Origin of the sequence: Streptomyces sp. NPDC018947 (genome assembly GCF_044390505.1) — a bacterium.
Classification (GTDB): domain Bacteria; phylum Actinomycetota; class Actinomycetes; order Streptomycetales; family Streptomycetaceae; genus Streptomyces.
Genome location: NZ_JBIRZD010000011.1, coordinates 66,490 through 78,983 on the forward strand (window position 1 = coordinate 66,490; position 12,494 = coordinate 78,983).

A 12,494-nucleotide genomic window follows, 5' to 3' on the forward strand; every position below is an offset into this window, starting at 1 on the left:
CCCGCGCCGGCAGGCGGATGTCGCTCCGGGCCACGGGGCGGCCACGGGACGCGACGGGTGGAGCCTGTGGACAACTCCTGGGCTGTCGGTGCGGGCGCCTATCGTTGAGGCAGTGGTCGGGGCAGGGCGGACCAGGACGGACCAGGCAGGGCGTACGGGGGACGGGACGATGGGCGGGACGGGCGTGATCGGCGAGATGGCACAGACGAGGGACATGGACAGCGAGGCGCTGGCCACGCTGCACCGGGTCTTCGGTTTCGACTCCTTCCGCGGCGAGCAGGAAGCGATCGTCGAGCACGTCGTCGCGGGCGGGGACGCCGTCGTGCTCATGCCGACCGGGGGCGGCAAGTCGCTGTGCTACCAGATCCCGGCCCTGGTCCGCCCCGGCACCGGCGTCGTGGTCTCGCCGCTGATCGCGCTGATGCAGGACCAGGTCGACGCGCTGCGGGCGCTCGGTGTGCGGGCCGGGTTCATGAACTCCACGCAGGACTTCGACGAGCGGCGCGTGGTGGAGGCCGAGTTCCTCGCCGGCGAGCTGGACCTGCTGTACCTGGCGCCCGAGCGGCTGCGGCTGGAGTCCACCCTCGACCTCCTGTCCCGAGGCAAGATCTCCCTCTTCGCGATCGACGAGGCGCACTGCGTCTCCCAGTGGGGCCACGACTTCCGGCCCGACTACCTGACGCTGTCGCTGCTCGGCGACCGCTGGCCCGACGTGCCCCGCCTCGCGCTGACCGCGACGGCCACGCACGCCACGCACCGCGAGATCACCGAGCGGCTGAACATGCCGGCGGCGCGGCACTTCGTGGCGAGCTTCGACCGGCCCAACATCCAGTACCGGATCGTGCCCAAGTCGGATCCGAGGAAGCAGCTCCTGAGCTTCCTGCGCGAGGAGCACGCCGGGGACGCGGGCATCGTCTACTGCCTCTCCCGCAACTCCGTCGAGAAGACCGCCGAGTTCCTGTCGCGCAACGGCATCGAGGCGGTGCCGTACCACGCCGGTCTGGACGCGGGCACCCGCGCCGCCCACCAGTCCCGGTTCCTGCGGGAGGAGGGCCTGGTCGTCGTGGCGACCATCGCCTTCGGCATGGGCATCGACAAGCCGGACGTGCGGTTCGTCGCCCACCTCGACCTGCCCAAGTCGGTCGAGGGCTACTACCAGGAGACCGGCCGCGCCGGACGCGACGGACTGCCGTCCACGGCCTGGATGGCGTACGGCCTGAACGACGTCGTACAGCAGCGCAAGCTGATCCAGTCGGGCGAGGGCGACGAGGCGTTCCGCCGGCGGGCCCAGTCCCACCTGGACGCGATGCTCGCCCTGTGCGAGACGGTCCGGTGCCGCCGGGGCCAGCTCCTCGCCTACTTCGGCCAGGACCCGGACGCGGAGGGCTGCGGCAACTGCGACACCTGCCTCACCCCGCCGGAGACCTGGGACGGCACGGTCGCGGCGCAGAAGGTGCTGTCCACGGTGGTGCGGCTGAAGCGGGAGCGCGGGCAGAAGTTCGGCGCCGGGCAGATCGTCGACATCCTGCTGGGCAGGCGCACCGCCAAGGTCATCCAGTTCGACCACGACCAGCTCTCCGTGTTCGGCATCGGCGAGGAGCTGAGCGAGGGGGAGTGGCGCGGGGTCATCCGGCAGCTCCTGGCCCAGGGACTGCTCGCGGTCGAGGGGGAGTACGGCACGCTGGTGCTGACCGAGGCCAGCGGGGCGGTGCTGCGGCGGGAGCGTGAGGTGCCGCTGCGCAAGGAGCCGAAGAAGCCGGCCTCCGCCAGGGCGGCGGGGGCCCGCGGGGAGCGCAAGGCGTCCGCCGCCGCGGCCGAACTGCCCGAGGAGCTGCTGCCCGCCTTCGAGGCGCTCCGGGTCTGGCGTGCGGAGCAGGCCCGTGAGCAGGGCGTCCCGGCGTACGTCATCTTCCACGACGCCACGCTCCGGGAGATCGTCACCGTCCGGCCCACCTCGATCGGTCAGCTCGGAGGGGTCGGCGGCGTCGGCGAGAAGAAGCTGGCGACGTACGGGGAGGGGGTGCTGGCGGTGCTCGCCGGTCTGGCCGGTGAGGCGTCACCGGCGCCGGACTCTCCGGCCGGTGCCGGTGCCGGTGCCGGTGCCGGTTCCGATACCGGTGCCGGTTCCGATACCGGTTCCGGCTCCGGTTCCGATTCCGGCTTCGGGCCGGACGAGTGGCCCGACGAGGAGCCGGAGCCCGACGACTGGACGTAGTCGGCCGGGCGTCGCCGCGGGGTGTCCGGCGCTTCCCCGGAGGGTGTCGCGGCCGTCGTCGCGGGCCCGGTCAGGCCAGGGCGGTGAGGCCGGGGGCGAAGGTGATGAGGAGGGGGAGCAGGGGGACCAGAGCGGCCGTCGCCGTGGTGAGGGCCCGGTGGCGGGGCTCCAGGCGGGGCCGGGGCTCCAGGAGGCGGTCGACCCGCTCGCCGAGGAGGCGGTGGCTGGAGGCGCAGGACAGGACGCCCCGGTGCTGGTTGAGCTCGATCAGGGCGAGGGCCGTGGTCAGGTGGCCGCAGCGGCGCGACGCGGTGTCGTCGGCGGCGAGTTCGACCAGGCGGTGGGTCTGGTCGCAGAAGTGGGCGAACAGCGGGACGCGCGGGAAACCCGTGGCCAGGGCGGTGGACAGGTGCAGCAGCCAGTCGTGGCGGGCCCGGGCGTGGCCGCGCTCGTGGGTGAGGACGGCGTCGAGCTGACGGTCGGTGAGGCGGTGCAGGGCGCCGGTGGTGACGATGAGCTGGGACGGGCTGCCGGGCATCCACCAGGCGTCCGGGTACTCGTCCTCCAGGACCAGCAGGGGACCGCGGGCCGCGGGCAGTCCCGCGGGCAGGTCGGGGGCGCGTTCGCGCAGGTGCGCGCGGGAGCGGGCGCGGCGCCGGCGGGCCTCGACCAGTTCGCGCGCGAGCATCGCGGAGGTCCAGGCGGCCCCGCCGGCCAGCAGCAGGGTGAGGAGTGCCGTCCAGGGCGGGCCGGCGGAGAGGTTGTAGGCGGCGGTCACCGCGGGCGGCGCCGGTGCGAAGAGCTGGGCGCGCACGGTGCCGAACACGGCGGCGGCGCCGAGCACGAGGGACGTCAGGCAGCACAGCAGAACGGTGGCTACCAGGCACTGCCAGACCCACAGCCCGACCACGGGATCCCGTTCGGGCCACGAGGCCCTGGTCAGCGCACGCGGGACCGGCACGGCGGCGGTCACGGCGACGACGAACAGCAGGAGCAGGCAGACGGTCATGCCACGGGCTCCGGATCCTGGGTCGGAAGGGGCGGCTCTGGCTGTGGTGCTGTGGTGCTGTGCTGGTTCGGCGGTGCCGCGGCGCCGGTCCGCGATCGGTGCCCCGCGACCCGCCGGCGAACACCGCCCGCCCCAGTATGACGGTGCCGGCGACCCGAGTCAGGCCCCGACGGTCACCAATCCACGGCATCTCCGCACAGCCGCGGGGCAGTTGAGCCTCCCCCGGCGTCCGGACGGCCCGGGATGCGCCCGGTCCGCGCCGGGTCGCGCACCCGTCCGTCCCCGGCGCCGACGCCGGGCGCCCGCGACGCCGGGACCAGGCGTCCACGACGCCGGGACCGGGCGCCCGCCCGGCCTCGGCACGGACGCCGGGCACCCGTCGACCACCGGCCCGCCACAGCCGCGGCGGGCGAGGCGCCCCCCGAGGCGGCTCACCGCCCCACGATCCGCCCCGTCACCTCCCCCAGCCCCACCCGCGCGCCGTCCGGGCCCGGAGCCCAGGCCGACAGGGTCACCACGTCCCCGTCCTCCAGGAACGCCCGCTTGCCCTCCAGGAGTTCCAGCGGGTCGCGGCCGTTCCAGGTCAGCTCCAGCAGCGAGCCCCGCTCCCGCTCGGCGGGCCCGCTCACCGTGCCGGAGCCGTAGAGGTCGCCGGTGCGCAGCGAGGCGCCGTTGACGGTCATGTGGGCCAACTGCTGCGCGGCGGTCCAGTACATGGTGGAGAACGGCGGCTCGGAGACCACCTGGCCGTTGACCGAGACGGAGATCCGCAGGTCGTAGCCGCCCGGTTCCTCCTGCGCGTCGTCCAGGTAGGGCAGCAGTTCGTGGGTGCGCTGCGGCGGGGCCACCCGTGCCTCGTCCAGGGCGTCCAGCGGCGTGATCCAGGCCGACACCGAGGTGGCGAAGGACTTGCCGAGGAACGGACCGAGGGGGACGTACTCCCACGCCTGGATGTCCCGCGCGGACCAGTCGTTGAGCAGGCACAGCCCGAAGACGTGCTCGCGGAAGTCGCCGAGCGCCACCGGCCGGCCCTGCTCGGACGGCGTGCCCACCACGAAGCCGACCTCGGCCTCGATGTCGAGGCGGACGGACGGGCCGAAGACGGGAGCCGGGTCGGTGGGGGCCTTGCGCTGCCCGGAGGGCCGTACGACGTCCGTGCCCGAGACGACGACCGTGCCCGAGCGGCCGTGGTAGCCGATGGGGAGGTGCTTCCAGTTCGGGGTGAGGGAGTCGGCGGCGTCGGGGCGGAAGATCTGGCCGACGTTGCGGGCGTGGTTCTCCGACGCGTAGAAGTCGACGTAGTCCGCGACCTCGAAGGGCAGGTGCAGGGTCACGGACGACAGGGGGTGGAACAGGGGCTCCAGGGTCTCCCGGTGCGCGGGGACCGTCACCCAGGCCGTCACCGCGCGCCGCACGTCCGACCAGGCGGTGCGGCCCGCCGCCAGCAGCGGGTTCAGGGTCGGCCGCGCCAGCAGGGACGCGTACGGCGAGCCCAGTGCGTGGGCCGCCGCGCCCGCGTCCAGGACGTGGTCGCCGAGCCGGACGCCCACCGTCCGCTCCTGCCTGCCGGGGATCGAGAACACGCCGTACGGGAGGTTGTGCGGACCGAAGGGGTCGCCCTCGGGGACGTCGAAGGGGGGCATCGGGTGCTGCCTCGCTTTCGTGCTCGCCGTGCGCCACGTGATCCGTGGCCGGGCCACACGTTACGGGTGCCGCGGGGGTCTTGGGCAGTGTCCGACGAGGTGGCGGCGCCGGGCGGGGCGGCCGGGGACGGACGGGCCGGCGTGCGCGCGGGGGAGCCGGTGCCGTTACGGGTGGGGAAGCGGGCGGGCCCCGGGGCGCCCGCCGCCGTCCGCACGGGGATTCGGGTACGTCGCGCTCCGCTGCCGCGCGTGTGCGGGAAGTTGTCCACAGGCCGGGAGGCAATCTTGACGGAGCGGTGCGAACGGGGAGACTCTGGGCGGGTGCCGGGAGGCCTCGGGGAGGGGGCCGTCCGATGGCACATCAGGGGGGCGGATGGCCACAGGGGAGGCCGGTCCGGGTCCTGCGCGGTCTGGTTCGCAGCCGGCACGGCGGCTGGAAGAGACCATGCGCGGACGGCTCGGCCGGGAATGCGTGTATGTACCGTCGTGCCGTTTCGGGCTGTACGCGGCACTGCGCCACTGGTGCGCGCCGGGCGGCCGGGTGCTGATGTCGCCGGTCAACGACGACGTCATCTTCTTCGTCGTCCTCGCGGCCGGACTGCGGCCCGTGCAGGCGCCGTTGAACCCGCTGGACGCGTCCCTCGACGTCGACGCCGTGCCCGAGGAGGTGTGGGGTTCGCTGTCCGCCGTACTGACGACCAATCTGTACGGCAACCCGGACCCGGCACCGGCCCTGCGGGAGCGCTGCGACGCGCTCGGCATCCCGCTGTTCGAGGACGCGGCGCACGCCATCGGCAGCGAGGTGGGCGGGCGGCCCGTCGGCACCTGGGGCGACGCGTCCGTGTTCAGCCTCTCCAAGCACGTCGGCGCCAAGGCCGGCGGCATCCTCTCGGTCGCCGACCCGGGGCTCCGGGAGGCGCTGGCGAAGTCCTGCGAGGACCTGCTGCTGCCCCGCCGGTCCACGGCCGAGGCCGCCTACGCGGTACGCCCGTACGCGGAGGCCGCGGTGCGTGGGCTGCGGCTGCGGCGGGCGGCCTGGGCCACGATGCGGCTGCTGGGAAGGGTGGAGCGCGAGGAGATCCGGATGCCGCTGCGGCCGCGCGAGCTGGCCCGCGCGGCCGCCGCCGCCCCGGACCTGGACGCGCACGATCCGTGGGTCCGCGTCGACATGCACGACTACCGGCTGCGGTCGGGCCTCTTCCGGCTCGGGCGCGTCGGGCGCCGGCTCGACCGGCTGGACGACGTGCTCGCGGGCTGCCGCGCGGGCACCGAACTGCTGCTGTCGACGCGCTGGGCCCGTCCGCCCGGCGGCCGGCGGCCGGAGGGCGCGCAGCCGCTGTTCCGGGTGCCGCTGTTCGTGGCGGACCGGGACGCGGCGATCGGCGCGCTGGCCCGGCGGGGCATCGTCGTCGGATACCTCTACGACCCGCCGCTGGACGACTACGCGGGCGCGGAGTTCACCGACCTCTCGCCCAGCCCCGAGGGGGCGCGCTGGTTCGCGCGGCACGCGCTGCCCGTGGATCCGCTGCGCGCCCGTACGGTCGTGAAGGCGCTGGAGGAGTCGGGGGCGCGGCCGGCCGAGGCGCCACGAGGACCGGGTCCGTCCCGTGGCTGAGACGCGGGTGCGGGAGGCCGCCGAGGCACCCGCGGGCGGCGGGCCGGAGCCGGCCGTGGGCGGGCAGGGCGCCGACTCGCTGTTCAAGAACGCCTACTTCCTCATGCTCAGCACCGGCGTCTCGGCCGTGCTCGGCCTCGGCTTCTGGCTCGTGGCCGCCCGTTACTACTCGGAGGAGGCCGTCGGCCAGGGCTCGGCCGCCATCGCCGCGATGCGGCTGCTGGCGAGCATCACGGCGACCACGATGATCGGTGCCGTCGTCCGCTTCGTGCCGCGCGCCGGGAGGGCGACCGCGCCGCTGGTGTGGCGCGCGTACGTGGCCAGTTCGGTGGTCGTGGCCCTCGCCGCCGTCGTCTTCCTGCTCACCCTCGACCTGTGGGGCGCCTCGTACGCGCCGCTCGGCACGCCCGCCGCGGGGGCCCTGTTCGTCGCCGCCTGCGTGGCGTGGGCGCTGCTCACCCTCCAGGACGGGGTGCTGACGGGGCTGCGCAAGGCCGAGTGGGTGCCGGCCGGGAACGCGGTGTTCTCGGTCGGCAAGCTGATCCTGCTGGCCGTGTTCGCCTCCGCGCTGCCGGTGCTCGGCATCTTCGTGTCCTGGGCGGTGGCCATCGCCTTCTCCACGCTGCCGCTGGGCTGGCTGATCTTCCGCAGACTCATCCCGCGCCAGGCCGCCGCCGACCGCGACGTGGAACCGCCCAGGATCCGCGAGATGGGCCGCTTCCTGGCCGGGGACTCGCTGGGCGCGCTGTTCAGCCTGGCCATGATCAACCTGCTGCCGGTGATGGTCGCGGTCCGCTTCAGCGCCGCGGAGAACGGCTACTTCTACGTGGCGTACACCGTTGGCGGCACCATGGAGTTCATGGCCATCAACATGGCCTCCTCGCTCACCGCCCACGCCTCGCACGACCCCCGCCGCCTCGCCGACGGCGTCCGCGGGGCACTGCGCCGCATGATCCTGCTGCTGGTGCCGGTGGTGCTGGTCCTGGTCGTCCTCGCCCCGCAGATCCTCGCCCCCTTCGACGCGGACTACGCCGAGCACGGTTCGACGGTGCTGCGGCTGCTCGCCGTCGGGGCGCTGCCGAGGATCGTCGTCGAGCTGTACATCGGCGTGCTGCGCGTCCAGGGGCGCACCGGCGTGCTCGCCGCCGTGCAGGGCGCCATGTGCACCCTCGTCCTCGGCAGCGCGGCCGTGCTGTTCACACCGGCCGGGATCGCGGGCGCCGGGTGGGCGGTGCTGTTGAGCATGTCCCTGGTCGCCGTGGGCTGCGTGCCCGGTCTGCGGTCCGCGCTGCGCGGCGGGGACGGCACGGGCGGCCGCGGGCGGGAGGCGGAGGGCCCCGACTACGGCACCCGCTGGGCGCGGCTGAACGCCGGCGCCGGGTACGGCACGAGCTGGGCGCGCCGGGCCGCGTACGAGGGCAGGGGACCCGACGACGACACGGCGGCGCTGTTCATCGGCCGCCCCGGCTACGAACGCGAGGCGTTGCGGGCGGACACGCCGGCCCTGGTCGTCCGCCCGACACGACAGCCGGACCCGGCCCGCGCCCCGGACCCGGGCCCCGCCCCCGGACCGGACCCGGCGCCGAGCCCCGCCCCGGACCGCGCGACCACGCCCGCGCAGGCGCCCGGCGACCGCGTGGAGGGTGACGCCGGCACCCGCGCCCAGCGGCGCCTGGGGAACGCCCTGTGGGCCCTGCTCGCCGCCGCCACCCTGGCCTTCTGGGCCGCCGTGCGCGAACTCCCGTGGCTGACGGACGGGTCGAGGGCGGCAGCCGGAGTCACGGGGCGCGCACTCCTGCGGGGACTGCCGCCGGCGGCGCTCGTCGCGGGCGCGGTCCTGCTCGTGCTGTTCGCGGCGTCCGTGACGCTGTACGCCCGGGCCGACCCCTGGCTGCCCGGCGCCGCGCTGGGCTCCGCCGTACTCGCCCTGTACGCCGCCCCCGTCGCCCTGGGCCGGGAGCCGCAGCCGGTCGACGGGGCGCTGTACGGGAGGACGGCCGGTTTCCTGGCGGAAGCGGTGGGTCTGGACGGACCCGGTCCCCTTCTGCGCTGGGCGCCGCTCGTCCTCCATCTGCTGTGCCCGGTGGCGCTGTGGCCCCTGCTCGCTAAGGCCGCCGGGCGGCTGTCGTGGCAGGGGCGCTGGGGGGTGCTGTACCTCGCCGCCGTGGCGGGCTGGGTCTGGCAGCGGGATCTCGCGCCCGTCGCTCCGCCGCTGTTCCTGCTGCTCGTCCTCGCCGTCCTGCTCCCGTCGCCTCGCCGCCGGGCCGCCGTGACCGGACACCCTCAGCGCAGCAGACCGAACGACCCGTCCAGGGACTGATCGAGCACAGAGCCGAACCGCCAGGGGGGAACCGTCGTGCGTCCGCCAGCAACTTCACGGGAGAGATCAGCACCAGAGCCCGTGCCCGGGCAGGAGACCCCGGACGCGCCGGGCCCGGACCCGGCCACGCCGGTGAAGGGGACGGCCTCCCGGCCCGAGGCGGGCTCCGCGTACGAGGGGGCCGCCCGCGGTCCGCACGACTCGGCCGGCAGGACGCCGGACGACGTGTCCGCGCGTCCGGAGCACGCCGCCGAGCCGCCCACGGCGTCCGCACCCGGCCCGGCCCCCGCCGCCCGGACGGCGCGCGCCGCCTCCGCGGCCCTGCCCGCCGTCGCCCTGCTCGCCGCGCTCGCCCTGTGGGCCTTCGCGGTGCGGCACACCGACGTGTCCCGCCTCGACGACTACGGACTCGTCACCGCCCTGCACCCCGCCTTCTGGGCCGGACTCGTGGTGCTCACCACCGGCTTCTGGCTCACGGTCCGCGACCCGCGCCGCGGGCAGGGCTGGTCGTTCGCGTACGTCCTCGGACTGCTGGTGATGGAGCGGGCCACCCAGGCCGTGCTCTATCCGACCCCGCTGTACGCCTGGGCGTGGAAGCACGACGCGGTGATCGACCACCTGCTCACCTCCGGCCGGCTCCAGGGCGCCGACCGGCTTGGTGACATGGCCGTCTACGACCAGTGGCCCGGCTTCTTCGCCGCCCAGGCGGCACTGGTGCGGCTGCTGGGCGTGGACGACGCCGCGGCGTACATGGCCTGGTGGCCGCTGGTCTCCAGCCTGATGCTGCTGCTCCCGCTGCTGCTGGTCTACCGCACCTTCACCCAGGACCGCAGGCTGATCTGGACGGCCGTGTGGCTGTTCTTCGTCGCCAACTGGGTGGGCCAGGACTACTTCTCCCCGCAGTCCGTCGCCTTCGCCCTGCACCTGGGCGTCCTGGCCGTCGTCCTGCGCCGGTACGGCGGGTCCGGCGGGCGGCAGGGACAGGCGGTGTGGACGGTGCTGCTCACCGTGCTGGTCACGGCCATCGTCGTCTCGCACCAGCTCACGCCCGGCATGCTCGTCGTCTCCCTCGTCGTCCTGGCGTGCGCGCGCCGCTACCGCGACTGGGTGCCGATGGTCACCGCGGTCGTGATCTTCCTGGCCTGGTGCCTCACGGCCGCGCTGCCCTTCCTGTCCGCCGCGCTGCCGGACATGATCCGCTCCATCGGCGACGTCGGCGCCAACGTCGAGACCGGGTACGGGACCACGCCCACCGGCACCGGTGCGGTGGCCACCTCCTGGGCGGCCCGGCTGCTGTCCGGCTCCGTGCTGCTGCTGGCGCTGGCCGGGGTGCTGCGCCAGCGGGTGCTGCGGCGCCGGGCGCTGCCGCTGCTGCTGATCGCCGCGGCCCCGCTGCCGATGTTCGCGGCCAGCAGCTACGGCAGCGAGATGATCTTCCGGGTGCTGATGTTCATGCTGCCGGGAGCCGCCTTCTTCGCCGCCGCCGCGCTGCTGCCGAAGGTGCGCACACTGGCCGCCGAGACCGCCGACGCCGCTGCCGGACGGCCCGCCGAGGGCGCCGCCACCCGGAGCCGGCCCGCCGTGTCCGCCCCGCGCGCCGCCGTGTGGGCGCCGCTGCTCGCCCTGCTCGCGGGGACGCTCGCGTTCGTGCCGAGCTACTCCGGCAAGGACCGCCTCAGCTACTTCCCGCCCCGGGAGGTGGCCCTCGTCCAGCAGCTCTTCGACCGGGCGCCCGACGGCTCCCTGGTCGTCGCCGCCAACCGGAACTCCCCGCTGGCCCACGAGGCGTACTGGCGCGTCGACCACTACTGGTTCCTCGACGACGACCGGCGCCACGTCGACGAGATCGTGCGCGACCCCGCCGCCACCCTCGCCCGCGACATGGCCGGGGTGGAGCGGCCGGGCCGGGCCTACTTCCTGCTCACCCAGGGGCAGATGGCGAACTCGGAGATGAACGGGCAGCTCGATCGGGCCCAGTTGACCCGGATCCGCGAGTCCGTCGCGGCCTCGCCGCGCTTCGCCCGCGTGGCGGAGAACAGCGCCGGCGTGCTCTACGTCCTGAAGCCGGGCGCCGAGCCGGCGAGCCGAGAAGGGAGCCGGTCATGAAACCCCAGGACCTGGTGATCCGGGTGCTGCCCGCGTTCGGCGGCTGGCTGGCGCTGGCCGCGCTCGCCCTGCCCGACGGGTCACCGGCGCGCGGGGCGGCGGTCGCGCTGTTCCTGGCCGTCGGCCCGGGCGCCGCCCTGGTCAGGATCTGCGGCCCCGCGCTGCGCGCGCACCGGGCCGAGGGGCCCGTGGAGCGGCACGACGCGGACTTCGAACGCCACTCCGACCTGCTGGAACGGCTGATGCTGGCCGTCCTCCTCAGCGTCGCCGCCGCCGTGCTGGTCGCGACGGTGCTGATCGCGGCGCGTGCCTTCAGCGGGGACCGCACGCTGCTCGTGCTGACCCTGCTGACCACGCTCGCCATGCTCTGCCCGCGCCTGCGCGCCTCCCCGGCGCCGGAGACGACGCCGGAGGCGGCACCCGAGACGGTGCCGGGGACGAGGAAGGGCTCCGCTCCGTGAGGTTCGCCCGGCCGGTCCGCCGCACGCCGCCGAGACCGACGACGACCGGCCGGCACCGCGGGCCGCGAGGCGCCGGCCGACGGCGGCTGCTGGTCACCTCCGTCACCGCCATCTGCGCGGTGCTGATCGCGGTGCTCGCCCTGCGCGAGGCATCGGGGCCCGCGAGCCCCGCCGACGACCCGAGGTGCCGTCCCACCGCGCTCCTCGAACCGCCCTGCGGCGCCTGGTTCGGCGCCTTCGTGCCGCACGACAAGGCCGACCTGGCCGACAGGGTCGCGGCCTACGAGGAACGCGTGGGCCGCAGGCTCGACATCGTGTACACGTACCACGACATGTCCGCGGTCACCGGCACCCGCCTGGAGGGCCAGTTGCTCACCGAGCAGGAGCAGCGCGTGGGCGAGGACCGCATGCTGCTGCTGTCCTGGGAGAGCAAGTGGTGGGGCGGCACGGAGCGGCAGCAGCCCACCTGGAAGCAGATCGCCGACGGCGAGCTGGACGACTCCGTGATCGACGTCCAGGCGCGCCGGGTCAAGGAGTACGGGGAGCGCACCGGCAAGAAGGTCTTCCTCTCCTTCGACCTGGAGATGGACACCCGCACCCCGCAGAACGGCACCCCGGAGGAGTACGTCAGGGCCTACCGGCACGTTCACGACCGGTTCCGCGCGCTGGGCGTCGACAACGTGGTGTGGACCTGGATCATCACCGGCTACCTGAACCACGCCGACCTCTTCCGGCGCATGTACCCGGGGGACGGGTACGTCGACTGGATCGGCTACAACCAGTACAACTACTACCGCTGCCACAGGGCGAAGTGGCTGACCTTCGCCGAGACCCAGCAGGCCAGCCACGACTGGATCCGCCGCCACGTCTCCGACGACAAGCCGCTGATGCTCTCGGAGTTCGGCACCGCCTCCGACCCGGACCGGCCCGACCGCCAGGCCGGCTGGTACGAGCAGGTGCCCCGGGTGCTCGAGAACCTGGAGGGCGTCAAGGCCGCCCTCCAGTGGAACTACCGCGACCCGGGACCGTACTGCGATCTGTCGGTGGCGGGGGACGAGGCGTGGGCCGCGCTGCGCGGGGCGGCCGGCGACCCGTACCTCAACCAGCCGCACGGATGACCGGGGC

The 12,494-nt window shown here is 74.8% G+C and carries 8 protein-coding genes; 6 read left to right on the plus strand and 2 right to left on the minus strand.

Annotation, left to right across the window (positions count from 1 at the left end; translation table 11 throughout):
* Window positions 1–169: 169 nt before the first annotated feature.
* A complete protein-coding gene (gene recQ / locus ACH499_RS21350) occupies window positions 170–2,215 on the plus strand; it encodes a DNA helicase RecQ (RefSeq protein WP_399017582.1) in 2,046 nt (681 codons plus the stop codon).
* 70 nt (window positions 2,216–2,285) lie between these two features.
* On the opposite strand, the gene ACH499_RS21355 is transcribed toward recQ, so the two are convergent.
* Window positions 2,286–3,224: a M56 family metallopeptidase gene (locus ACH499_RS21355; protein ID WP_399017584.1), complete on the minus strand. Its 939-nt coding sequence runs from the start codon at window positions 3,222–3,224 to the stop codon at window positions 2,286–2,288.
* A gap of 431 nt (window positions 3,225–3,655) precedes the next feature.
* A complete protein-coding gene (gene fahA / locus ACH499_RS21360; RefSeq protein WP_356197621.1) occupies window positions 3,656–4,867 on the minus strand; it encodes a fumarylacetoacetase in 1,212 nt (403 codons plus the stop codon).
* 445 nt (window positions 4,868–5,312) lie between these two features.
* Between fahA and ACH499_RS21365 the strand changes: the two genes are divergently transcribed.
* The 5 genes from ACH499_RS21365 (at window position 5,313) to ACH499_RS21385 (ending at window position 12,487) form a co-directional block, all read left to right on the plus strand.
* A complete protein-coding gene (locus ACH499_RS21365) occupies window positions 5,313–6,482 on the plus strand; it encodes a DegT/DnrJ/EryC1/StrS family aminotransferase (RefSeq protein WP_399017586.1) in 1,170 nt (389 codons plus the stop codon).
* On the plus strand, window positions 6,475–8,802 hold the full coding sequence (locus tag ACH499_RS21370; protein WP_399017587.1) for a lipopolysaccharide biosynthesis protein: 2,328 nt from the start codon (window positions 6,475–6,477) through the stop codon (window positions 8,800–8,802). The genes ACH499_RS21365 and ACH499_RS21370 overlap by 8 nt, the downstream gene beginning before the upstream one ends.
* Before the next feature lie 81 nt (window positions 8,803–8,883).
* The gene (locus ACH499_RS21375) at window positions 8,884–10,908 is read left to right on the plus strand and encodes a glycosyltransferase (RefSeq protein ID WP_399017589.1); all 2,025 of its coding nucleotides are present in this window, start codon (window positions 8,884–8,886) and stop codon (window positions 10,906–10,908) included.
* Window positions 10,905–11,369, plus strand: coding sequence for a hypothetical protein (locus tag ACH499_RS21380; RefSeq protein ID WP_399017591.1), 465 nt, complete (start codon window positions 10,905–10,907; stop codon window positions 11,367–11,369). The genes ACH499_RS21375 and ACH499_RS21380 overlap by 4 nt, the downstream gene beginning before the upstream one ends.
* Window positions 11,366–12,487 carry a glycosyl hydrolase gene (locus tag ACH499_RS21385; protein WP_399017593.1) on the plus strand — a complete coding sequence of 374 codons (1,122 nt, stop codon included), beginning with the start codon at window positions 11,366–11,368 and terminating at the stop codon, window positions 12,485–12,487. Before ACH499_RS21380 ends, ACH499_RS21385 begins: the two co-directional genes overlap by 4 nt.
* Window positions 12,488–12,494: the final 7 nt, after the last annotated feature.

Bases quoted from the DNA above. Each gene is read 5' to 3' on its own strand.
- recQ (WP_399017582.1), top strand. From the start codon at position 170: ATGGGCGGGACGGGCGTGATCGGCGAGATGGCACAGACGAGGGACATG.
- ACH499_RS21355 (WP_399017584.1), bottom strand. From the start codon at position 3,224: ATGACCGTCTGCCTGCTCCTGCTGTTCGTCGTCGCCGTGACCGCCGCC.
- fahA (WP_356197621.1), bottom strand. From the start codon at position 4,867: ATGCCCCCCTTCGACGTCCCCGAGGGCGACCCCTTCGGTCCGCACAAC.
- ACH499_RS21380 (WP_399017591.1), top strand. From the start codon at position 10,905: ATGAAACCCCAGGACCTGGTGATCCGGGTGCTGCCCGCGTTCGGCGGC.
- ACH499_RS21365 (WP_399017586.1), top strand. From the start codon at position 5,313: ATGCGCGGACGGCTCGGCCGGGAATGCGTGTATGTACCGTCGTGCCGT.